Genomic DNA, 25,087 nt, shown 5'->3' with positions numbered 1-25,087 from the left:
GGCTTTTGGAACCGCCGAGAACGCAGATGAAGAGAAAGAAGAGGATGAAAACTTAGGCAATAATTTGTGTAAAAATTTAAAAATCTAAAATCTAAAATCTAAAATCTAAAATCGAATGAGTATTTTAATTGTTACGGGTGCGGCGGGGTTTATTGGCTCTAACTTAGTAGAAACTCTTTTAAATCGAGGCGAGACGGTTATCGGTGTTGATGAGTTCAACGATTATTATGATCCGGAGCTCAAGCGCAAGAATATTGCACGATTTGAAAAGTATCCGGGTTTTGAATTGGTGGAAGGCGATATTGTGTCTCTAAATTGGCGATCGCTTTTATCCGATGTTAAGGTAATATTTCATCAGGCGGCGCAAGCAGGAGTTCGTGCTAGCTGGGGCGACGGTTTTCGTAGCTATACCGAACGGAATATTAATAGCACTCAAGTATTGTTAGAAGCGGCAAAAGATGCGCCAAGATTGCAAAAGTTTGTCTATGCTTCTTCTTCTTCAATTTACGGCAATGCTGAATCTTTTCCGACGACTGAAAACGCTTGTCCGCAGCCGGTTTCTCCCTACGGAATTACGAAGTTAGCCGGTGAACGTTTGTGCGGGCTTTATTACAAAAATTTTGGCCTTCCGACTACTTCGCTGCGCTATTTTACTGTTTACGGGCCGAGACAGCGCCCCGATATGGCTTTTCACAAGTTTTTTAAGTCGATTTTGTTTGACGAGGCGATTTCAATTTTCGGCGACGGATTGCAAACGCGGGATTTTACGTTTATCAGCGATTGCGTTGCGGCGAATTTAGCGGCGGCTGAGGTTCCGGAAGCTGCGGGGGAAGTTTTTAATATTGGTGGGGGAAGTCGGGTAGTTTTAAAAGAAGTTATTGATACAATAGAGAGAATTGTCGATCGACCTATTCGGATAGATTTTACTGAAGCTGCGAGGGGAGACGCGCGACACACTAGCGCGGATGTGTCTAAAGCCAAGAAAATCTTAGGTTATCAGCCGCAGGTTGCTTTAGAAGAAGGTTTAAGGCGCGAATGGGAGTGGATTCAGTCTGTGTACAGTTAGAGTACAGTTAGATGCTATCTATCCCAGAAATTCCGCAGTTTAAATTGAAAATTGTTAACTTTTTGACTTCCCCAAGTTTTGAGATTTCTCCCCAAGCGAACCAACAAATTTGGAGACGCGAGTTTTGCCTGTGTTTCCGGCGAATTCAAATATCGGTAGTGCAGAAACACCTCTCGGTAAGGAATCTCAACATCTTCGCCAGCACACAATCGAGTAAACTTTGCAGCCGAAATACTCATGTAGTGCAAGTAAGTCAATCGTCGTCCTTTATCGTATAGGACATAATCTATCACCTCAAATTTAGAAGACCAATGATTTCCCGTTACCAGTGCAGGTTGATGATAAGCAAAGTTGTAAAAAGAGATGCCGTAGCGGGCGACTAAATAGTTAAATAAAGGTTGGTCAGTTCCCCGCAAAGACAAAATTTCTGCTTCTCCCGAAGTTAATTTATCTAAAAGTAGACTTGAGTTATTTCGATTTAAAATACATTTTTTTGAAGCAAACCAACCTGCACAAAAAATCTGAGATTGCAGTTGACCAAGATTGAAAATTGCGGCGAGTTTGGGAGATGATAAATCAAATACATAATTGAGGTCAGATTTGTATTGAAAATCGTTGGCTACCCAATCAAACTCATCAAGTTTTTGATAGATATAATCCAGAGAACCCATCAACAAAGTGTCGCAGTCAAAATAGACAAATTTGTCAAAAGGGCCATCAAAACAGCAAAATTTTCGGTGCATTCCCAAACCGTGAACTTGTTGCCAACCTTTAGCTTGCCAAACTTTTTGAGCCTTGTTGTGAGATGTCCAAGCTTGAGTCGCAAAGTTTTCCCAAAAATCGATGGAATCGGTATTGTCAAACAATGTGACATTGTGTAGGAGGGAAATGTGCGATCGCACTTTTTTCAAGTTATCATCATAGGGAATGATGCAAACAGGAATATTTTTTGCGCCATTGACTTCGAGACTGTTCAATAAAGCGACTAAGTGGTCAAAAACAACATCATTTGCCAGAATATAAATGCCATCAGTCATCAGATTTTAGATTTTAGATTTTAGATTTTAGATTTTAGATTGAATAATTCTACTCGTTACTAAGTGCGGCCTGTAAACCAGTTAATTTTTTATTTCGCGTGGACTTCGTTTGTGTGCGCGCGTTGCTAGCGATTTCAATCGCCGTGTGACTACAAAAAATATTATTTATCCATGCCAATATCGAAATATTTTTTGCAGTAAAGTTTGTTTTTCCTCTTCCTCATTGAGATAACGATAATGTTTCCAAAGTTTCCAATAAGGACTACCCGATTTAATCGGTATCCCAGCCCAGTGAAGATATTTTAACCTTTTGCCTTTGTCATAAAGAACATAATCTATTTCCTGAAAATGCTTGGAACCCGCCCAGCTTCCAGGTTCGGTCGCTGAATCTTTAACAAGATTGCAGCGCTGGGAAATCAATTTAAGAATGATATAATTTAGTATAGGTTGGTCGGTGACATTGTGAGTAAAGTCAAAATATTCTCGATGGTGCGAACATTCTCGTAAAATCTCATACATTTGCGATTCTGTAATAGTTCCTTTTCGGGAGGCCCAAAAACCGCTGTTAAATACATCTTGAAGCTGTGAGTCTGTAAAGATATTTTGTTCTTTTACAAGTGGTGAAAATACATTTCGCAGTTTTTCGCTGAGGTGGTGATAGTCGCAGCAAAAAAAGTCTACTTCTGATAATTTATCGAGGTTGGCTGCGATGTCTTCAAAGACGATGATATCGGTATCGATGTACAGAAATTCGTCAAGCGGGCCAAACCAGACTGCGAGTTTTCGCATTTTGTTGGGTAGGGCTAAAAAGTTGCGATCGAACATTTGGCCAATTTCCCTGGTAAACTGTTCGACAAACTCCAGATTTGGGAACAATCGCACCCCGTGGAGACGGCTGAGGGCGGCTGCGACTTGCTGATAATTGTCGTCGAAGGGAATCAGAAAAACAGGTACTTGACAATTGTACAGACGTATGCTGTTTAAAAGGGCGATCGCACTTTCGATCACCTTATCATTCGCCACAATATAAATCCCGCGATTCATACATTTATCCTCTGAGATTTAGTTTTAGTTTTCTGAAAATTCTGTTGAAAAAATTAGGACTTTCACTATATGACCTAGAAGGTGCTGTAAAAACTGGCCGCTTTTCAGGTTCGTGCAAGTAGCGATAGTGTAAAAATAAATCTCGGTAGGGAAACTCAATATTTTCGCCGAGGCACACTGCTTCAGTAATACTTGGAGGAATTCCAATATAATGAATATAGGTGAGTCTATTACCCTTATCGTAGAGAATATTATCTCGTTCTTCAAAATGTTTTGAAGTCACAGAAGACCCAGTTCTTTCGCTGTCTGGCAAATGATAAGCAAAATTATAAATCGGAATACCAGACCGCATAAACATATAGTTTAAAACAGGTTGATCGCCGGTTTTGTAAAGAATTTCCGATTCTCCTTCTTTGAGTTTAGACAATAACCACTCTATTTTTTCCTGGTCAAACAAACCTCGCTTTGAACCGTAAAATCCCGAACAAAATATTTCTGATTTAATTTGCTGCTGTTCAAAAACATTAAAGAGTTTTTGTGATTCCATATTATAGACTTTTTCTGGATGATAAAATTGAAAATCGTAGACGACACAATCATAATCATTCAACTTTTGAAAAACCCCGTCTAGTGAATTCATTAATAATGTATCAGCATCCATATAGACAAAATTATCAAAAGGGTTGTCAAAGGCACAAAAACGCCGATGTCCACCATAAATTCTGTACTTACGGTTTATACTTTGAGGACTTGCTGCTTGCATAAACATATCCCACCGCAGAATTGAGGCGCTATCTTCATAAATAAAGACGTTGGGACGGTTAACAATTTCAGCTTTGATTTGCTCTATTTGGTCGTCGAAAGGATAAATACAGACACGAGTATTTGAGCCTAAGATAACTTCAATACTGTTGAGTAAAGCAATTAGTTGGTCGTAAACTGTATCGTTGGCAAGCGTGCAAATTCCATTCATATATAGGCGCTCAATTATATCGCGTCCGCTCGATTAATCAGGATTTAAAGTTTTGAAATAAAACTCTATCGACCTCCGGCAAAAATGACAAGACATAAAAATCATCGCCGAATACTACAAACCAAAAACCCGAGACTACGCTAAAACACAAGCCACGCGAAAACCAACGTCTATAGCCCGGAAGCTAGCCGAATATCTAAGACGAGTGGCACTGCGGCAATATACCGCAGAATATTCCCAGGAACCGCCACGCTGCATACGTTTATCATTTGTGCCAGTTTCCCAAGAACTTCCGTCAGTTGGTGCGCCCTTATAGTTTTCGTGCCAGGTATCGCTGCACCACTCCCAAACATTGCCGTGCATATCGTACAGTCCAAACGCATTGGGGGTAAAACTCCCGACATCCGTTGTTTCTCGGCTGCGATTGTAAGAGTCTGTGGGGGGAGCGTTTGCGTAGACAGGGTATTTGTCATGCTTGACTAATTCTATGGTAATGGTTTCCCCAAAATGAAATGGCCCTGTTGTACCCGCACGACAGGCGTATTCCCATTCTGCTTCACTCAGGAGGCGATATTTTTTCCCGGTTTTTTCTGAGAGTTTGTCGCAGAATTTGACGGCATCTTGCCACGACACACCTATTACAGGACGTTTTTCACCTTGGACAACCGATGGATTTTTTTCCATCACTGCTCGCCACTGTGCTTCGGTGATGGGATACTTACCTGCAAAAAAAGGGGGTACTTTTACTTGATGCTGCGGACTTTCCCTATCTTTTCTACCTTCTTCTGTTTCTGGCGAACCCATCATAAATGTGCCGCCGGGAATATAAACCATTTCCAGCACAACTCCGTTCCCTAAGTCTTCTGTGAAGAAGTGAGCAGAGGAAGTATGGCGACTGTTTTCTTGTCCTTCAGCATCAACCGTTATCACATCAAATTCAAAAATAGGCAAATATTTGTGTAACTGCTGTTTTATATTGGGTTCATCTCTATCCTTCAACAGCGAAAAGGCTGCCAACTTCACCGCCCTTGATTCATCTTGCACTACCCCAATTATTAAATCTAAACCTACATCTCCATATTTCAGCGCTTCCGACAGTGCAGCAATTTTCACCTCGACAATCGGTGAAGCTAAACGACTCTTAACGCCGGGAATCCCGCCTAAGACAGCAGCACCGAGGGGGGGTGGATTTTGACCGCCGAGTACGGCATCGTATTCTCTGGGTTGATTTTGGTTTTCTGTCATGGCGCTATTTCCTGAGATACAAAATTAGACAGCCAATTGAGCAAGTTCAATTCGTGGAGAATGATTTGTCTGGCTTCGGCAATTTTCTCCCTGGCTTCATGCCAATAATCCGCAGTAGCCACAACCTCTTTAATAAATTCTACTCCTTTCTCATCCAAACTCGGCAGCCGCAGAAAACTCCCTGCAGGCAACAACTTATCCGCCGCCGAACCGCCGTAATAAATTGGCAAACACCAAGCTAACAAAGCATCCCAAAGCTTCTCGCTGACATACCAATCGTTTTCGGCATAATTTTCTATAGCTAAGTTGTAATAGTATGGTGCGACGGCGTGCCATTTATTGTTCATAGTGCCGTTCCCGCGCGCCCAAGTTGGCAAGTTTCGCCCGTAAAGGTCAAAATCCAATTCTTGTGATTGCAGCAATTTGATAAAGTCTAATCGGTGGCGGTGATTGGCGCTGCGACTAACACCTGAAGTAATCCAAGAACAGGATTTAGTTTTCGGCGGCGCAGGCATCTCATCGAGTTCTCGAAACGAGTTAGAGTGATACCAAATCGCGGGCATATAATCGGGTTTTGGTGCGAAATCGTCGGGTCCGGAAACGTAACCGCAATAAAGTTTGGCTTGTTCGTAGTTAGCTTTCGTAATTTCAATAACTTCTGGTAATGGTGGCTCGCGGATCAGGTAAATTATGCGTTCCTTGGGGACACCGCGCAATTTTTCTCGAATGTCATTTTCGGGATTTTGATGCCTGTAGTGACGTATTTGATGGAGCCAAGATTGCTTTTTGGGCGGTTGGGGAAAGTCGAATTGATACATGAGTAAAAAGTCTGGTTCTGGGTGGTTGGCGAGCATTTGAATGTTGCCCCATTTGCCGAAGTTTTGGGGGGTTTGTTGCCACAGCCAGTCGCTTTGACTCATGCCTGGGTAGGTGGTGATTGCGCCGATAATTTTTGGGATCATATCTAATAATAAATCTGGTTTTTGCGTGTGGGGGGGGCGGGTTTATGAGATTATTAATTTTAGGCGATGATTGTTGGTAAAACCGGCCCCTACGGATTTTAAAATTATTGGATGAGGATTAATGAATGATTTGCGATCGCACGCCTTCATCTACATAACCCATAATTCTCTCTATCCTATTTTCCCACGAAAATTGCTTGACAAAATCCCTTGTTTCTGCATAGCCTTCGATTTTCCTCGGATATTTTGTTAAACAATCTCGAATGCTTTGCGCGAAATGGTGCGGGTTATCCGGTTCGCACCAAGTTGCTGCTATATTTCCCGATTTAAATTCCATTAAAGAGGCAATCTCCGTCGCAACAATCGGAGTTCCCGATGCCATGTAATCAAAGAATTTTAAAGGAGATGTGAACGTCGCGGCCTCTGTCAAACAGTGCGGGTGAGTCAAAACATCGGCTGCTTGCAGCAAGCTAGCCAGTTGATTTTGAGGCAGGTAGCCGAGAAATTTAATGTTGTTAACTTGCTTGGATTTGGCTAACTGTTGGTAGGCTGTTACTTGGGATGAATCACCGCCGGCGATCGCAAATTGAACCAGCGGCAATTCCTTAGCCACATCCACCAACATATCAACACCTTTAAACGGGTAAAGTCCCCCTGCATAAACTGCTAAATGCCGTCTGTCATCTTCTAATAATTGCTGTCGCCAATTCTGGGCAGCTTCTGTTTGTCTCGCGAGAAACAAATGGTTAAAACCGTTGTGCAGCGTAATTACTTTTTCCGGTGGCATCCCATTCAAAATCATGCTGTCTCGCACTGTATCGGCAACAGTTACGGAAATCTGAAACAGAGGATTGCGGACAATTTCTGGCTCAAAATTTTTGTCTTCATGGTGGTGCTGTTCGTAGATAGCGGGAATTCCGTTTTTAACTGCTGCTTTGACAAAGTTCCAGTCGCGGGTGTGGACAATTTTAGTGGATTTAAGCAGGTGAATTGGTAAATAGTATTTTGAGACGATCGTACTCGCACTCGTCCACTTGCTGTCCCAAAGGTCGATCGGCCACGGCATGGGCAAATCTGCTACTTTTAATTTATCTTGAATATTGTAAATTTTTGCAAGTTTGTCATCTGGTTTCGTCGGTTGAAATGGAAAAAGCAAATCAACCGGATTCAAAGCACTCCAGCCTTTGCGGAGGTATACCAAAACTGCTGGATAACCAAGGTTTGCTGCGGCATTAGCAGAGTGTGCAACTTGAACTAAGCTCGCGATATTGGGTTGCGGTAAGATATTTCTGGTAAAAAATACATAATATTTAGACATCGTTATTGGTAGTTGGTAATTGGTAAGGGGAGGCAGAGCCTCCACATATGTATTCCTAGGCGGACGCTGGGAACAAAGGTAAATTAACCCGACATGATATGACTTATGGCTCCTTCTTCCTTCTTCCTAAATTCTTCCTTCTTCCTTCTTCCTCCTTCCTTCTTCCTTCTGACTACTTTTTAACAGCCTGACGCTTAATAGTCTTTTCTATAAATTCTAAAGTAGTGAAAATATTAGCCGCAGAGTGAAATGATTCTCGGATTAACTCGTCTCTTTCTTCGGGAGAGTCTACCATTTCATCTACTAGCAATTTGAGGTAAGCTATCATGGGAGTCAGGCGAGTGCGAATTTCGTAAGAACCTCTAATTAGAGCTTCATCGCGAGCGGTTTCTTCGGCAAATTGCACGGAATACAAGCGAGTGTAATAACCTCCTTTTGCTAGCAATTCTTCGTGGGAACCCATTTCTACTACTTGCCCGCGATCGATCACGGCGATTTTGTTGGCTTTTTGGACTGTGGAGAGGCGGTGGGCGATGACTAAGGTTGTGCGATCGCAACTCAATTTCTCGATCGCCCCTTGCACGTACCTTTCCGAAACCGTATCCAGCGAACTCGTTGCCTCATCTAAAATTAAGATTTCCGGGTTTTGCAGCAGGGCTCTAGCAATTGAAATTCTCTGACGCTGCCCTCCCGATAAGATCACGCCCCGATCGCCAATTTGAGTATCCAACCCCTCCGGCAACAGTTGGATAAACTCGTAAGCATTCGCTCCTTTCGCCGCTTCCACAATTTCTTCCTCAGTCGCTTGGGGCCTAGCGTAAGCAATATTTTCGCGCACTGAAGCATTAAATAAAAACGTATCTTGGCTAACAATACCCATCGCTTGTCTGAGACTTGTCAGCTCAAAGTCGCGCAAATCCCTGCCATCGATCGAGATATGACCTTCAGTAGGATCGTAAAATCTCGGCAGTAAATCTGCCAAAGTTGACTTGCCAGAACCCGAAGTTCCTACCAAAGCCAAAGTAGTGCCGTGAGGTAAAAATAAATCAATTCCTTGTAAAACTAAATTTTTGTGGTTAGGATAACTAAAAGATATTTTATTAAAATGAATTCCCGATCGCAACTGAGTGTAAGGCACAGAACCGTTCAGCATAAATGGCTTGTCATCGCAGCTCAAAAAATCATTAACCACCTCTACACTCGCCGACGTATTAGCAAATTGACTGCGCCCGCTATTCAACTGTGAAATTAAAGGGATTAATCGAAACAGTACCAATAAATAGGTTAATAAAATTGTAGCAAGAGACTCTATCTCATTCGCAAATATTGTGCGACCTATAAATACAATCAAAATTATAACTATCAAATTAACAACTTCGTTAATTGGGGCGATCGCCGCATAATTTACCTGAGCCTGAAAATCCGCTTGTTCTCGCCTTTGAATTAAATGCTTGATCCGCTGATACTCCCTTTCCTCGTTCCCCGTTGACTTAACCAGCCGAATCCCAGTAATCGTTTCGAGCACCCTAACCGAATAATCTTTCGACATTTCAGAAAGCAGGTGACCAAAATGCTTGGAACGGTTAATAATAAATTGATTTGTCCAAGCAACTAACGCCAGCAAAACTGTAGCTGTCAGCGTCAGTTTCCAGGAGATAGAAAGTAGCAGACCCACAAACACCAAAACCGTGATTGAGGTAGTAAACATTCCGATGGCCGTACCAACTGCACTAGCAGTCCGACCAATCTCTCCGCCCAATCTATTAATTAAATCCCCGACTTTAGTTTTAGAGTAAAAATCTAAATCAACTCCTAACAACAACCGCAAACCTGCTTCTCGCAAATCAAAAGTCAGAGAGCGCGTCAGAGAAGTAGCTACTAAAGTATTGATATAACTCGCAACATTTTTTAAAAAAATTGCCAGCACAACCGCCCCGGTCATCAACATTAAACGCTGATTTCCGGGCATTCCCTCAAAGGGATACATCAAAGTTTTAATTAGAGGTGGAGCGCCACGCAGCTCGATTGCTTCCTCTAAAAAACTTAAAAGCACGGGTACAATCAGAGTCGTGCTGATACCGTTGAATAAAGCGCCTGAAAAGCCCAGCATCACAGTTAAGAGAATCCTGCCGGGATATCGTCTGGCAAATTTTAGGAGTAGCTTATTGGCAGACATGAAGCATTCCCAGCTAAACAGTACGGCATCTCAAAATATTCTTTAATAACAGCCAGTTTTTCTTCCTCCCGTGAGTGGTTTTCAAATAACCTTTACATACCTGCGATTATATCTGAAAGTATCGGTTTCATTGCTTGAATACTATATTTTTTTACACATCTTTGCCGAGCTTTCATTCCTTGTAAATTAGCCGCTGTCAAATTTTGAAATATCCATTGAATTTTTTGTGAAATTTGAGCGGGAGAACTCGGATCTACTAAATAACCCGTTCCCCCTAAAATTGCTGGAATATCCCCCACCCGCGTAGACAAAACAGGCTTAGCCATTGCCATGCCATCTGTCAGCTTGAGCGGAAACTGAGCCACGGCTGTGATAGTTTCTCGCTGAGGAACAACGACAACATGAGCCGCCGCTACAACCGACGGCATCGTCTCCACTGGAAACCTTGGCAGTTTAATAATCCAACGCCCCCATTGTTTCACAAGTTTATCATCATAATCATCATAAGGACTCCCGCCGACGATCGCTAATTTTAAATCGGGCTCATTTAACTGTTCCAGGGCCATCAAAACATCCTCCACGCCTTTATGAGGTCGCGGTGCCCCCGGAAACATCAGAACTCTATACCCGGACAAGCCGTAACGCTGTCTGCTCAATTCAGGATTGTATTTAGCAGGGTCGAACATGGCAGTATCCTTACCATTAGGCAAATATACACCACCAAAACGCTGTTTTAAAAACTCAGTATGAACCGTGACTGCATCAGCACCGTGGATGAGACTTTCCATCCACTTTACATAGAGGGGATTATCTGGTTCTCTCAATTGACCATTGTGTTTAAAAATATCTCGATAAAGTTGTTTAAAAGAAGGACGGTATTTCCATTCATCTCCACCGTACCAGCTCAGTTCCCAGTCGTCTATATCTAGAATTATAGAGTGGCGAGTCGCCAGTTTTTTTAGCAGTGATAACCCAAAGCTTGTAGGTTTAGGTTTGACTGCATAAATAATATCCCCATCTATTTTTTTCCAAAGTTTTTGAGCATCCATCAAAAACCCTGGATAATTTTTACCCGGTATTGCACATACCGGGATATCTCTGGGAGGAATAGCATACAATTCCTTGCCAAACTGAAATCCCACAACTTCTATATCACATTTAAGCTCTATCAGGACTTGAGCTAAGAAAAAAGCACGAATTGCACCTGCTCCTGACAAATCGCTCACTACTAATGAAACTTTCACTAAGTATTTTGTTTAAAACATTTGTTTAATTTTCCTGCTTAACCGAGCTTTTGTCAAGGTGATGGGGACTCACGCTCTCCAGACCAAAGCAACCGGGTTTGTAACCAGAGAAAAGCGGAGCAACGAAGTATGTTGGTAAAAAAACACACGGTGATGAACCCAAGACTGTTATTCAAGCCAGCAATAATTCTTCTAAGTAAATTTTCGGATATGTTGAGGCTAATTTTTTTTTAATTGTGGGCGAAATTTTGTTGTTTTTGATGCAGTTTGCTAACAAACTTTAATTATTTTAAACGCCAAGGATTGTTAAGTTGATTTGGTAAAAATATTTTAGCCGTGCGATCGACTATTCTAGTAAAGAGCGATCGCGTCACGTTCTTGGCGTACTGAGGGCGGTAAGGATAAGTGCAGTGCATTACTTTAATCGGTTTGTCGATCGTATAAACATCTTTCCACTTATCCAAGTAGTTGTAAACCGGGGACAAAGTTGTCATTTTCGGTTTCACCGATTCAACAGCCGCCGCAAAAGCGCCCTGGTCTTTCAATAATAGCACCTTTTGATGCGCCACTACCATATCGAAATATTTCTTAAAGTTGGTGAACAATTCCTGAGTTTTAGTGCTTTTCGTAAAAGCGATAAATCCGCCATTGTATTGAATGCTATTTTCATTTAGCGGCAACCCGACAGACTGCAAAGTTGACAGAATATCCTGCTTCACTCTTAATAAATTTGCCGCTTTAGCAATCGCAGGCTGCACATCTTCCGTCACCAACAAATCCACCCCATCAAGAAAATCAAACACCTCATCTATTGGCGACAGCAAACAAATATCACAATCCATATAAATAGTTTTCTCAAATAAAGATTCACCGTACAAAGCCAGCTTAGCTTGCCGCGACGCCAAAACAGGATTTTCATTAGATGGTGCAGGTTTCAATATGACATTTCCAAACACCTGAAGTAAAGGATATAAAATTAGAGGGACTCTATCTATTAAAATAATAATGGGTTCCCGGTGAAACTTCCTGACAGAAGCCAGAAAATGAACACAATCCTGGAAAGAGTAAAGACCAGTTAAAATAGTAATAAATCCCTTAGTTGCTAATTTATTTGACTTCATTAATTTACTTATTCATAAATTATTTATTTAATTGATATTTAAGTAGGTGCTTACACATAAACATTACCTGGAAAACCAGTTTTCTTTTACTACTCAGGACTTACGCACAGGCTCAATATATATTGTTTTGTAGGGGCAAATCCCCCGTGATTGCCCCCATACCTGGGACGATTGGCTAAGTTCTACTACTCTTAATAGCGTAAAGTACGCTTGAATCTGGTCAGCGTACTTACGCAAATTGGCCGTATTTTCTAATGTTAAGGGTAAGGTGCGGAAGCCGCACCTTTAAAGACTAAGAGTTGTGGCGTTTTTGGTGCCACTGCCAAGCATGGGAGATAATGTTCTTAATGTCGGGATATTCTGGAGACCAACCCAAGGTTTCGATCGCCTTTTTGCTGCTACCAACTAAAGCAGGAGGGTCGCCCGGACGCCGTTCACGCTCAACAGCCTTAATCTCTTTTCCCGTCACTTGACGAGCCGTTTCTATCACCTCTTTCACCGAAAACCCGCCGCCGTTGCCCAAATTAAAGAAATCAGATTTGCCACCATTTAGCAAATATTCTAATCCCAAAATGTGAGCGGATGCCAAATCGTTAACGTGAATGTAATCCCGGATGCAAGTACCGTCAGGAGTATCGTAATCCGTGCCAAAAATCGCGATCGAATCTCGTTTCCCCAAAGCAGCGAACAACACCAGCGGGATCAGGTGAGTTTCTGGATTGTGATCCTCTCCTAACAACCCGTTCGGATCGGCCCCAGCCGCGTTAAAATAGCGAAAACAAACAGACTTGAAATCGTACGCAGCGTCAAAGTCCGACAAAATCCGTTCTACCATTAACTTAGTAGCACCGTAGGGATTGATCGGGTTTTGTGGGTGGTCTTCTGTGAGCGGGATTTTCTGCGGTACGCCGTAAGTCGCGCAAGTAGAAGAAAACACAAATTTCTTCACGTCAGCAGCGAGCATTGCTTCCAAAAGGGTAATAGTACCGATGACATTGTTGCGGTAATATTTAGCTGGGTCGGTAACAGATTCGCCCACGTAAGCGTATGCAGAAAAGTGCATTACCGCATCAATTTTGTGCGTAGCAAACAGGTTGTCGAGAAGAGTGCGATCGCTCGTATCGCCAGCTATAAACTCCACCTGCAAAGCCTGCTCTACTATATCTCGGTGACCGTAAGCTAAATTATCCAAAATCACCACACCGTAACCGGCGTTTTTCAGCGCTAATACCGCGTGAGAGCCAATATATCCAGCTCCGCCCGTCACCAAAATAGTTGGTTTGTCTGCACTCATTTTCTTCTGCCTGTTTTTGTAGCTGGGATTGCCAAGAGCCTTGTTAACTTGAGACTGCCACATCAGACGCTTTCACACTAGGCGTGAGCCGGAGAATTCAAGCGAAATATATAGGCTTTGGTGTCCGGGACAGGACGATCGCACTCCTAAAAAACGCTTTTTATACTCCAGATAGATGCTGACTGTGCAAGTCTTTCTGTTCAATCGATAAACTTGAGGCGACCAATTTGGATATAATCAAATATCCGATTGATTTGATGTCGATCCTCTTCTGAAATTTTATCATCTGATAGGATAGCCGAAGTCAAAACTAAGTGTTCCCGGCGACTGATCTTACCAGAGGCTACAATCCGATCGACTTTTTGAGAAATTGTTAAGTTCGATTTGTTGTGAGATGTTCGCATTTATTCTTCGATCGCTTGTATGCTAAAATAATTAAAGCCGATTGCACTAATTGACCCAAAAATGGTGCGTACCCGACCGTAAATCACTTTGCTCAACAGGATAAATAACGTATCAGACTTTTACTTCCCAAGATAGATACGCGGACTTAATAAATCTGCAATCAGCTTTCGGATAGCGTTCAGAACTAATTTAATTATATAATATTTTTCCTAGAGAGGCACTTTTCTATGCAGGTTTATCGGCTTCCGGTACTGTCCGACAATTACATTTTCTTGCTGCACGACCCCGATAGCCACACCGCAGCCGTCGTCGATCCAGCGCGATCGCAGCCAGTATTAGAGCAACTGCAAGCACTCGGAGCCGACTTAACCGCAATTTTCAATACCCACCACCACAGCGACCACGTAGGCGGCAATCAGGAACTGATCGATCGCTTTCCCCAAATTAAAGTTTATGGCGGCGCAGAAGACCGAGGCAGAATTCCCGGACAGCAAGTCTTTTTACAAGCGGGCGATCGAGTTTCTTTCGCCAACAGAACCGCCGAAGTCTTCTTCGTACCCGGCCACACAAAAGCTCACATCGCCTACTATTTCCCCCCCCGCAGCCCAGGCGAAACAGGCGAATTGTTCTGTGGCGACACTTTATTTGCTGGAGGCTGCGGCAGACTATTTGAAGGCACTCCAACTCAAATGGTAGCCTCCCTCGGGCAACTGCGAAACTTGCCCGACAATACCAGAGTTTGGTGCGCCCACGAATACACGCTGAAAAACCTGCAATTTGCCATCAGCGTAGATGGCGACAATCCCGATTTACAGCAGCGCTTCGCCGAAGTCAAGGAAGCCCGGAGTCGATCGCAACCTACAATACCATCATCGATCGGCATCGAAAAAAGCACAAACCCATTTTTGCGCTGGGATTTTCCCAACCTCCAATCAGCCGCCAACACCCGCGATCCAGTGCAAACCTTCGCTCGATTGCGTGGCATGAAAGACCAATTTTGACCTTAAAGTTTTTGTTTTTTCAGATAACTCCTAAACTTGAGTATCGGTTCGCTCAACCACCTGTCAAGTGTTTTGTATTTGATCGTAAAGCTCGACAGCCCCTTAAAGTTATTTGGAATTTGTTCCAGTTCGTCCTTAAACGGTGTCTGAGACAACATATCGAGCCATAATGGATTGGGGGCAGTGCTTTCCCACGGTTTCGGTCTTGATATAAAGTGCATCACTTTACTTGACATATCATCAGTCTTGTAGTTATTCCATATTTGATCTAATTGCTTCCACCTTCCCACTAAAACTGAATTTAAAGCACCTTGATCGCGATCGCCCCAAACGTGGGTTCTAGCGTTGTGGAGCAACTTTTCCGACAGTTGCTCTTCCTCCCAAAGCTTCATGTTGTAAACTAAAACACCACTATTGAAATAAGGGCTTAGATCTTGATAATTGTTGGGATTTCCCCAGACGTTGGGTGCGGCTGCTATCGGCAGAGTTTGAAAATCTAGGTTCCACAGCGGCTCTAAGCTCCCCAGAACGATCGTATCGCTGTCGAGCCAAATCAGCCTTTCTGTTTCTTTGGTATATTTTCGCGGTTCCAATTTAACGTAAGGAAGTTTAGAACCTGATACAGAAAGAAGTTGGTCGTAATTAGATTGCAATTCTTGCCATTCAATCTGGTATTTGCAGCAATTCTGTAACTGTTCCTTTTGGTGTGAATATATCCTGGTAGATACAACGCTAATTTTGACCTGCTCCTTCCCAGATTGGCTAACATTCAGATCTACAGACTTGAGAAGTGCTGCTAACCCCAGAATATAGGTGCGATCGGCGGCTGTGAATATGTGCATAGGATTAAGTTTGTGAGATGAACGGCAAACGTGACACAAACGTTGGGACTGGAGGAAGCAGGCGACCCTGTATTGAGGTAAATACGATCGCCCGTTTACCGTTGAGACGAGCAAAATCTTGCCTAAATTTCCGGTTAGATTTACACAAAGAAACGGGGTTTCTAAGTAGGTAGGCGCAAATAAAGTTTACAATATAACAGAATGTAAGGCGGGCATAACAAGAGCGATTGCTTCGTTTCACTCGCTGCGAGAGAGGGGTTATGTATTTTCAAGCTTCATCTACTTATTTACCTGTGTGCAAGTGCCATCTGTGCGCGCCCGAAAACGAGCAACAGCCATTGGTAATATGCAGCAACGCGAAAAATAATGAGACGGACTAACCTGGCATTTGAAACAGCCAGAAAATTCCTCGTCGCCTGTGCTAAATCGCGCAAATGGTTCAGACGTGGGACTCTACGATAAAATAAATTGTCTAGATATCGATATTACCGCACAACGATCGACATCCATCTTAGGTTTGAAGCGTCACCCTCCTCAAATCAAAAGTTCCTCTGGTTATTTCCCTATTATTAATCGCGCTTTGCTTTGCCCAAAGTAAAATGATCGTTGTTAGAAACCGATGCAAAACCCACGCAATACTGAACCCCAAGCAAAAATCGACCCCTCTGTTTCAACGGATTCTAACAAAGCGTTCTACCCCGCCGCGCCTTTGCCAACTGATGTAGGGATGGTTCTGCAATTGGCAGATGGTAGCATTCAGGGGTGCAATTCTCACGCCCAGGAGCTGTTGGGGATGACAGCAGAACAGATGCTCTTATGCACTTCAATCAACAGTCGGTGGCAGACTCTGCGTAAAGATGGCTCGGATTTTCCCGGGGAGACACATCCGGCGATGGTGGCGCTGCAAACCGGGCAACCATGTTTAAATGTCATCATGGGCTTTGATCGGCCACAGGGAGAATTGATTTGGTTGACGCTCAATTCTCAACCTTTATTTCAGGCAGATCGATCGACTCCCTATGCGGTAGTAACAACCTTCACTGCTATCGCTCAACAAAAGCCAGAACCCGTTTGTAACGCGCCCGCGCAACAACTCTCAGACACCCTCGAAAGTATTTCGGACGGGTTCTTTGCTTTGGATCGAGACTGGCGATTTACCTACCTCAATTCGCAAGCGGCGCGGTGGCTGAATCGACCCTCAAAAGATTTAATTGGCAACAGCATTTGGGAAGAGTTTCCCGAATCAGTGGGCAGTTTGTTCGAGCAGGAATATCGCCACGCCGCGACCTTCCAAGTTACAGTTAGTTTTGAATCTTTTTATCCGCCGCTCAATGCTTGGTATGCGGTACGAGCGTATCCGATCCCATCGGGACTTGCCGTTTATTTTCAAGATGTGACTGAGCAGAAGGGGGCTCGGGCTGTTTTTATTCAACAAGCGCAAACGGCACACCAACAACTAGCAGAAATCGAGGCGATTTATGCTAGTGCGCCGATCGGACTTTGCTTTATAGATACGGAGTTGCGGTTTGTCCGCATCAACGATCGGCTAGCAGAAATTAACGGAGTTCCAGCCGCCGCCCACATCGGCAAAACATTGCGCGAAATCTTGCCAGAAATGGCAGATGATTTAGAGCCGCTTTACCGAGAAGTTATTGAAACTAAAGTTCCCCTCAAACAGCTCGAAGTTCGCGGGACGAACTCAGCACAGCCGGGAGTCGAACACGATTGGCTGTTGAGTCTCTATCCGCTGAGGGCTGAGGACGATCGCGTTTTGGGCGTGAATGTGACGGTGCATGAAATTACCGAGCGCAAAGCTACCCAAAAAGAAATTCAACGGCTCAACCAGGAACTAGAGCGACGAATTAATGAACTGCAATCGATACTGGATGCTGTACCCGTCGGTATTACGATCGCGGACGACCCACAGTGTCAAGTAATTCGCGCTAACCGGTTTGCCCAGTCGATGTTGAAAGTGCCGCCCGATACCAATGTTTCAGGAACCGGAGAGCAAGCTGCAGTCCTTCCGTTTAGGCGACTCCGCAACAGACAGGAAATTCCGGGAGAACAAGTCCCCATGCAACTAGCCGTGGCTTCCGGCGTCGAAGTGCGAGATATGGAAATTCAAATGGTGCGCGAGGACGGGGCAGCCTTTGATTGGTTGGTGAATGCGGTGCCGTTATTTGACGAACAAGGCGCAGTTCGCGGCTGTGTGGCGGCGTTTATGGATATTACCGATCGCAAACAAGCTATTGCTGCTTTGCGCCGTTCTGAGGAACGCTATCGCACTTTGTTTGAGTCCCTAGACGAAGGTTTTTGCGTCATCGAAATGCTGTTTGACGAAAACGAAAAGCCGATCGATTACCGCTTTTTGGAAGTCAATCCGGCCTTCTTGAAACAAACCGGACTCGAACAACCTGTGGGTAAAACGGCGCGACAACTCCTTGCGGATCTCGAAGATGATTGGTTTGAGATGTACGGCAAAGTTGCGCTGACGGGGGAACCCCTGCGCTTCGAGCATGGCTCGGAAGTCACGAACCGCTGGTTTGAGGTTTCGGCGTTCCGCACTCCTGAGCCGCACAGCCGCAAAGTCGCCTTGCTTTTCACAGAAATCACCGATCGCAAACAATCGGAGAATCGGTTGCGGCAACAGGAAGAACAACTGCGGCTGTTCGTCAAACATTCGCCTGCGGGAGTGGCGATGTTTGACCGCCAGATGCGGTATATGCTGGTGAGCGACCGCTGGCTATCAAGTTACGGGCTCGGCACTCAAAACATTGTGGGTCGATCGCACTACGACATCTTTCCCAATTTGCCCGATCGTTTGAAACAAATCCACCAGCGCTGTCTGGCGGGAGAAGTCGAAATCTGCCAAGAAGATCAGTTTCCCCGCCCTGATGGGTTAATCGACTGGGTGCGCTGGGAAATTCATCCTTGGCGAACCAACACCAATGAGATTGGCGGCATCATGATTTTTTGCGAAATCATCACCGAGCGCAAAAACGCTGAACTCGCGCTCTCTGCGGCCTCCCAGCAAGTCCGCAATATTATAGAAAGTATTACCGATGCCTTTATCGCGATCGATTCACAATGGCGCTATACCTACGTTAATGCCACTGCAGAAAAACTCCTTTCTCGATCGAGAGCCGACTTGTTAGGTCGATCAATTTGGGAGCTACTCCCCGCCGACAAAGAATCCAATTCGAGGGTATATCAAGAATTTCATCGAGTCGTTAACGAGCAAGTTTCTGTCAAATTTGAAGAGTTTTCGCCGTCGCTCCAGATGTATATAGAAGTGAGTGCCTATCCTGCGGCCGAAGGACTTACGGCTTATTGGAGCGATATTAGCGATCGCAAACGCACTGAAGAAGAACTGCGGCAAAAGAATGCGATTTTGAACGTGATTAATGAGTCAGCGCCCACGCCAATTTTTGTCAAAAATCGAGAAGGACAGATTATTTATGCAAATCCAGCCACGCTGGAAATAATGGGCAAATCTGCTTCTGAAGTAATTGGTGGTCGCGATCTGGATTTATACCCAGTAGTAGAACTTGCAGTCACAGTCACGGAAAACGATCGGCGGATTATGGAATCCGGCCAAACAGAAGTCCTCGAAGAATCTCACGATGGCATTCGGACATTTCTGGTAATGAAAGCTCCCTACCGCAATCAGGCGGGAGAAGTCATCGGTCTGATTGGCATCTCCAGCGACATCACAAATCGCAAACGAGCAGAAGTCGCCCTGCAAGAACAAACTAAGTTACTGCAAGTAATTATTGACAGCATTGGTGATGGTTTGATTTTGGCCAACCAACAAGGGGAGTTGGTGCTGTTTAACCGAGCCGCCGTAGGCATATTCGGTCAGCTATCGAATGAAAAATCCTATGAGGAATGGTCGAGCACCTACGGACTATTTTTGCCTGACAAAAAAACCCTTTTCCCCAACGCTGAACTACCTCTAGCCAGAGCAATCAAAGGTGAATATGTTAATGATGTAGAGGTATTTGTCCGCCGCGAAGGTTCCGAAGGTCCCTGGATCAGTATCAGCGGTTATCCGGTAGTTGATACTAGCAGCGAAATCAAAGGCGGAGTGGCTGTCTGTCGGGATATCACAGAACGCAAACAAGCCGAAGCAGCGCTGCAAGAAAGCGAAGAACGATTTCGCACTATGGCTAACAACGCTCCTTTTATGGTATGGGTAACAGACTCCACAGGCTATTGCACTTTCCTGAGCCAAAGCTGGTATGAATTCACAGGTCAAACGGAGGAAACTGGTTTGGGATTCGGTTGGGTAAACGCGGCGCATCCAGAAGACCGAGAACAGGTCAAAAAAGCATTTTTGACCGCCAACGAACGCCAGGAACCTTACCGCGTAGAATTTCGCGTCGGGCGCAAGGATGGCAGATATTCTTGGGCGATCGATGCGGCTGCTCCCAGATTTTCCGAAAGCGGACAATTTGAGGGTTATATCGGCTCTGTAATCGACATTACAGAGCGCAAACAAGTGGAAACCGAGCGCGATATGGTTCTGCAATTAGAACAAACTGCTCGCGCGGAAGCCGAGCGCGCTAACCGCATTAAAGACGAGTTTCTGGCGGTGCTTTCTCACGAGTTGCGATCGCCCCTGAATCCGATTTTAGGCTGGTCGCAACTGCTCGTCGGTGGCAAGCTGAAGGCGAATCAAACTGCCAAGGCTTTTGAGACGATCGAGCGTAACGCCAGACTACAATCTCAACTAATCGAAGACTTGCTTGACGTGTCTCGGATTCTGCAAGGGAAACTCAGATTGAATGTCGCTCCGGTGAATGTGGCAACCATTATCAAGTCTGCTTTGGAAACCGTGCAATTAGCAGCCGAAGCCAAAAAAATTCAAATTCAAACAATTTTAAATCCCGATGTCGGGCAAATTGTCGGCGATACAAGTCGCTTGCAGCAAATTGTCTGGAATTTGCTGTCAAACGCGGTGAAATTCACGCCCGAAGGCGGTCGAGTTGAAGTTCGATTAATGCAAATAGAATGCCAAGCTCAAATTCAAGTCATAGACACTGGTAAAGGCATTCTTCCCAATTTCTTGCCTTATGTTTTTGACCATTTCCGACAAGAAGATGGCGCCACAACTCGCAAATTTGGCGGCTTGGGATTGGGATTGGCGATCGTCCGCCAACTCACTGAACTTCACGGCGGAACGGTGTTTGCAGAAAGCGCCGGAGAAGGTCAAGGAGCGACGTTTACGGTGAGATTACCGCTATTAAATGATGATTCTAGAAGGCAGGAGGAGGAAGAACGTCATGGGGCTGCTTGTCCCGATCTCTCATCCTTGCAACTAGCTGGATTGAGAATTTTGGTGGTAGATGATGAACCTGACTCGCGAGATTTTGTCGCTTTCGTGCTTGAGGAAGCGGGTGCAGAGGTGATTTCCCTGTCATCTGCTGCTGAGGTGCTAGAGTCGATCGAACAAACTGCGCCGGATTTGCTCGTCAGCGACATCGGAATGCCGCAGATGGACGGATATATGTTGATAAATCGCATCCGCACTCAGCTTGCGCCTGAGTATCGGCAGTTATTGGCGATCGCCTTAACGGCCTATGCTGGAGAAGCGAACGAGCGCCAAGTTTTGCAAGCGGGATTTGACAAACACTTAGCCAAGCCGATCAATCCGACCCTGTTAGTTGCTACTGTAGCGCGAGCGATCGTCGCCAAGCGCCTTGAAAATAAAGCCTGAGTTCTCGGTAAGACATGGCAATCTAGTTGATTTGGCTCATTACACCACCCCTGTTTGGCGTAATTTGAAACTGAATTTGCCTGTTAAAAATATTATCCCTGTTTCTTCCCTCGAACCTCGAATCTCAACATCCATCCGTTCAATCCGTTATATCCGTTACCTCCGTTACCAAATCCGTTGCCGAACTCCCTTGCGATCGCCCCTCAAACTTCGCTATTATAAAAAGTTGCAGTTAAAACCCCACAACCCACGATCATGGCCAAGCGCGTCCAATTAGTTTTAAATAAAGATGTCAGCAAACTCGGCAAAGCTGGCGACGTAGTAGAAGTAGCCCCGGGCTACGCCCGCAACTATCTAGTACCCCAAGGAATGGGATTTAGAGCCACTCCGGGCATTCTGAAGCAAGCAGAGCGCCGCCGTGAAGAAGAAAGACTGCGCCAGCTAGAGCTCAAGCAGCAAGCTGAAGTCCGCAAAACCGCCCTCCAATCGGCTGGGCCTTTCATCATCTCCAAGCAAGTTGGCGAAGCTGACGCGATTTTTGGTACTGTCACCAACCAAGAAGTAGCAGAACTGATTTTCAACTCTACCAGTCAAGAAGTCGATCGGCGCGGCATCACTCTGCCCGAAATTCGCCAAACTGGTACATACAAAGCTGAAATCAAACTACACGCAGAAGTTACCGCCGAAGTTGATATTCAAGTTGTTCCGATGTAATTAACAGTCATCAGTCATTAGTCATTAGTCATTAGTCATTAGTCATTAGCTAAGAACTGAGTACAGCTAACTAAGGACTGCGTACCGCTAGCTAAGGACTGAGGACTGTTAACTAAGGATTCAAAACTGACGACTAATCACTAATGACTGCGGACTAATGACTAATGAGCGATTTGATGCCGACAAATATAGAGGCAGAAGAAGCAATTTTGGGCGGGATTTTAATTGACCCCGAAGCTATTTCCCGAATTGCCGAACTGCTGCGGCCGGAGTTTTTTGCCATCACCGCTCATCAAGTCATTTATCGATCGGCATTAGGGCTATTTTTACAGGGTCAACCTACCGATTTAATGACGGTAACAACTGCGCTAACCGACCGCAACCAGTTAGAGCAAGTAGGAGGACTAACAAAATTAGCACAATTAGTCGATCGCACAGTTTCCGCAGTCAACATCGACCAATATGCAGTTTTAGTTGAAGACAAATATCAGCGCCGCAAATTAATCGAAGCTGGCAACAACATAGTACAATTAGGTTACGAGACGGCAACACCACTAGAAACAGTCTTAGACCGCGCCGAACAAGAAATTTTCAGCATAACTCAAGAACGCCCGCAACAGGATTTAGTATCGATCGGCGAAACATTAAACCAAACATTTCAAGACCTAGAAAATCGCAATGAAGGCCTCACACTTCCCGGTATTCCCTGCGGTTTTTATGACTTAGATGCTATGACAGGAGGCTTTCAGCGATCGGATTTAATCATCGTTGCAGCCAGGCCGGCGATGGGCAAAACTGCCTTTTGTACCAACATCGCCCACCACATCGCCGCTGGACAGCAGAAATTGCCGGTTGCCGTTTTCAGCTTAGAAATGTCGAAAGAACAGCTAGTGCAGCGTATCCTGTCCAGCGAAGCCAAAATAGAAAGTAACCGATTGCGATCGGGTAGAATCAGTCAAAACGAATGGGAACCAATCAGTACAGCCATTGGCAATTTATCAGAACTACCACTATTTATTGACGATACTCCCAATATTACCGTCACAGAAATACGATCGAAAGTCCGCCGCCTCCAAGCAGAACAAGGCGGAACCCTAGGATTAGTCTTGCTAGATTACCTGCAATTAATGGAAGGTACCAGCGACAACCGCGTGCAAGAACTATCTCGAATTACCAGAAGCCTTAAAGGTTTAGCCCGCGAACTCAACGTGCCGATTATTGCCTTATCTCAGTTGAGTCGGGGTGTGGAAGCGAGGACAAACAAGCGGCCGATGATGTCAGATTTGAGAGAAAGTGGCTGCTTAACAGGTGATAGTTTAGTAATGCTAGCAGATACTGGTGTGCGCGTACCAATTCGTGAATTAGTAGGAAAATCTGGCTTCACAGTTTGGGCGCTCAATGAAGCCACCATGCAGTTAGAAAAAGCCGTTGTTAGCAATGCCTTTGCTACAGGTGTGAAGCCTGTACTACGACTGCAAACTCGTTTGGGACGAGCAATTAGAGCCACTGGCAATCATAAGTTCTTAACCATTCACGGCTGGCGGCGATTGGACGAGTTAAAAATAGGCGATCGCATTGCCCTACCTAGAAGATACATATCAAGTTCCTTCATCCAATCGATGGACAATGCCGAAATAGCCTTGCTAGGACACATGATTGGAGACGGATGTACTCTACCTCGACACGTTATTCAATACACTACTAGAGAGGAAGATTTAGCCAATACAGTTGCAAATCTTGCAATAGAAGTCTTTGGAGAGCGAATCATACCTCGTATTGGTAAAGAACGTGATTGGTATCAAGTTTATCTTCCTGCGGCCTATCATCTCACACATAATGTGAGGAATCCTGTAACTGAATGGCTAGATGCTTTAGGTGTTTTTGGTCTGCGTTCTCACCAGAAGTTTGTCCCTAATCAAATATTTGAGCAGCCTCAAGAAGCAATAGCTTTATTTTTACGCCATCTTTGGTCTACTGATGGTTGCATAAAAACAGGTAGGGGTAAATGTCATTACCCTAGTGTTTACTATGCTTCCAGTAGTGAAAAATTGGCAAGAGATGTTCAGTCACTCTTACTCAGACTTGGTATCAATGCCCGCTTATTTTTAAGCCCCCAGCCAGGGAAAGGGCGAGATCAACATCAAGTTTGGGTTACTGGAAGACCTGATTTAGATAAGTTTATTCATTTGATTGGTGCAGTAGGTAACTACAAACAGCAAGCTCTGACAGAAATGGCAGAATACATTGAAATTCGTTCTAGCAATACTAATAGAGATGTCATACCGCGTGATGTGTGGAAAATGTATGCTGTTCCTGCTATGCAGCAATGTGGTTTAACTACACGCCAGATGCAAGCACAGCTTGGCAACTTATATTGTGGTACAACCCTTTACAAACAAAACCTCGGTCGGGAACGAGCATTCAGATTAGCTACAATTGTTAAATCTGATGAACTTGCCCTCTTATCTAAGAGCGATATTTACTGGGATGAAATCGCCTCAATAGAAGTTGATGGCGAAGCTGAGGTTTACGATTTAACAGTGCTTGCCCTGCATAATTTTGTCGCTAATGACATCATAGTTCACAACTCGATCGAGCAAGACGCGGATTTAGTAATTATGCTCTACCGCGATGAATACTACAACCCTGATTCGCCCGATCGCGGAATTGCAGAAGTAATTATTACCAAACACAGAAACGGCCCCACAGGAATCATCAAACTATTATTTGACGCCCAATTTACCTGCTTTCGCAATCTGGCATCTCCGAAGCGATCGTAAATCCACCAGAGCTTATATTATGTCCGTTGAATTGGCTTTATAAAATTTTGTCGCTCAAGTGGGGGACGGGTAGATAGATATTGTCGAGGTGAAGGGAAGATTGTTGGTTAAACCTGCCACTACCAATATTGTGGTTAATTTACCAG

The 25,087-nt window shown here is 44.5% G+C and carries 17 protein-coding genes; 5 read left to right on the top strand and 12 right to left on the bottom strand.

Translation table 11 applies throughout. From position 1 onward, the window contains the following. Positions 1 to 115: 115 nt before the first annotated feature. Positions 116 to 1,066, top strand: a complete 951-nt coding sequence (locus D0A34_02080) for an NAD-dependent epimerase/dehydratase family protein (protein ID UNU17814.1) — start codon at positions 116 to 118, stop codon at positions 1,064 to 1,066. 14 nt (positions 1,067 to 1,080) lie between these two features. Here the strand turns inward: D0A34_02080 and D0A34_02075 are convergent, their stop codons facing one another. From D0A34_02075 to D0A34_02025, 11 genes are all read right to left on the bottom strand, one after another. Further along, positions 1,081 to 2,103 (bottom strand): sugar transferase, encoded by a 1,023-nt coding sequence (locus tag D0A34_02075; GenBank protein UNU17813.1) that lies wholly within the window; start codon positions 2,101 to 2,103, stop codon positions 1,081 to 1,083. 165 nt (positions 2,104 to 2,268) lie between these two features. Next, on the bottom strand, positions 2,269 to 3,147 hold the full coding sequence (locus D0A34_02070) for a methionine synthase (GenBank protein UNU17812.1): 879 nt from the start codon (positions 3,145 to 3,147) through the stop codon (positions 2,269 to 2,271). Between the two features lie 4 nt (positions 3,148 to 3,151). Next, positions 3,152 to 4,120: a sugar transferase gene (locus D0A34_02065; GenBank protein UNU17811.1), complete on the bottom strand. Its 969-nt coding sequence runs from the start codon at positions 4,118 to 4,120 to the stop codon at positions 3,152 to 3,154. A 135-nt stretch (positions 4,121 to 4,255) separates the two neighbouring features. Continuing rightward, entirely contained in the window at positions 4,256 to 5,365 is a 1,110-nt protein-coding gene (locus D0A34_02060) for a formylglycine-generating enzyme family protein (protein UNU17810.1), read from the bottom strand. Beyond that, a complete protein-coding gene (locus D0A34_02055; protein ID UNU17809.1) occupies positions 5,362 to 6,327 on the bottom strand; it encodes a glycosyltransferase in 966 nt (321 codons plus the stop codon). The genes D0A34_02060 and D0A34_02055 overlap by 4 nt, the downstream gene beginning before the upstream one ends. Before the next feature lie 118 nt (positions 6,328 to 6,445). Then, the gene (locus D0A34_02050; GenBank protein ID UNU17808.1) at positions 6,446 to 7,645 is read right to left on the bottom strand and encodes a glycosyltransferase; all 1,200 of its coding nucleotides are present in this window, start codon (positions 7,643 to 7,645) and stop codon (positions 6,446 to 6,448) included. 172 nt (positions 7,646 to 7,817) lie between these two features. Then, positions 7,818 to 9,821, bottom strand: a complete 2,004-nt coding sequence (locus D0A34_02045) for an ABC transporter ATP-binding protein (GenBank protein UNU17807.1) — start codon at positions 9,819 to 9,821, stop codon at positions 7,818 to 7,820. A gap of 92 nt (positions 9,822 to 9,913) precedes the next feature. Beyond that, complete coding sequence (locus D0A34_02040; protein UNU17806.1) at positions 9,914 to 11,065, bottom strand: glycosyltransferase; 1,152 nt, start codon at positions 11,063 to 11,065, stop codon at positions 9,914 to 9,916. Positions 11,066 to 11,349: 284 nt separating this feature from the next. Next, positions 11,350 to 12,186, bottom strand: coding sequence for a hypothetical protein (locus D0A34_02035; protein ID UNU17805.1), 837 nt, complete (start codon positions 12,184 to 12,186; stop codon positions 11,350 to 11,352). Between the two features lie 292 nt (positions 12,187 to 12,478). After that, positions 12,479 to 13,480: a UDP-glucose 4-epimerase GalE gene (galE, locus tag D0A34_02030; GenBank protein ID UNU22125.1), complete on the bottom strand. Its 1,002-nt coding sequence runs from the start codon at positions 13,478 to 13,480 to the stop codon at positions 12,479 to 12,481. Between the two features lie 200 nt (positions 13,481 to 13,680). Then, a complete protein-coding gene (locus tag D0A34_02025; GenBank protein UNU17804.1) occupies positions 13,681 to 13,884 on the bottom strand; it encodes a hypothetical protein in 204 nt (67 codons plus the stop codon). A gap of 228 nt (positions 13,885 to 14,112) precedes the next feature. Here D0A34_02025 and gloB point away from each other — a divergent pair, with 228 nt between their 5' ends. Beyond that, entirely contained in the window at positions 14,113 to 14,886 is a 774-nt protein-coding gene (gene gloB / locus D0A34_02020; protein ID UNU17803.1) for a hydroxyacylglutathione hydrolase, read from the top strand. 2 nt (positions 14,887 to 14,888) lie between these two features. Here the strand turns inward: gloB and D0A34_02015 are convergent, their stop codons facing one another. Next, a complete protein-coding gene (locus D0A34_02015) occupies positions 14,889 to 15,728 on the bottom strand; it encodes a glycosyl transferase family 8 (GenBank protein ID UNU17802.1) in 840 nt (279 codons plus the stop codon). A 619-nt stretch (positions 15,729 to 16,347) separates the two neighbouring features. Between D0A34_02015 and D0A34_02010 the strand changes: the two genes are divergently transcribed. The 3 genes from D0A34_02010 (at position 16,348) to D0A34_02000 (ending at position 24,941) form a co-directional block, all read left to right on the top strand. Then, the gene (locus tag D0A34_02010; GenBank protein UNU17801.1) at positions 16,348 to 21,447 is read left to right on the top strand and encodes a PAS domain S-box protein; all 5,100 of its coding nucleotides are present in this window, start codon (positions 16,348 to 16,350) and stop codon (positions 21,445 to 21,447) included. A gap of 255 nt (positions 21,448 to 21,702) precedes the next feature. Beyond that, positions 21,703 to 22,161: a 50S ribosomal protein L9 gene (locus D0A34_02005; GenBank protein UNU17800.1), complete on the top strand. Its 459-nt coding sequence runs from the start codon at positions 21,703 to 21,705 to the stop codon at positions 22,159 to 22,161. Between the two features lie 164 nt (positions 22,162 to 22,325). Beyond that, on the top strand, positions 22,326 to 24,941 hold the full coding sequence (locus D0A34_02000) for an intein-containing replicative DNA helicase (protein ID UNU17799.1): 2,616 nt from the start codon (positions 22,326 to 22,328) through the stop codon (positions 24,939 to 24,941). The last annotated feature ends 146 nt before the right edge of the window (positions 24,942 to 25,087 follow it).

Origin of the sequence: Microcoleus vaginatus PCC 9802 (assembly GCA_022701275.1) — a bacterium.
In the GTDB taxonomy this organism is placed as follows: domain Bacteria; phylum Cyanobacteriota; class Cyanobacteriia; order Cyanobacteriales; family Microcoleaceae; genus Microcoleus; species Microcoleus vaginatus_A.
The sequence above is the reverse complement of the archived record's forward strand: the minus strand, read 5'-3'. Positions and strand labels throughout refer to the sequence as shown.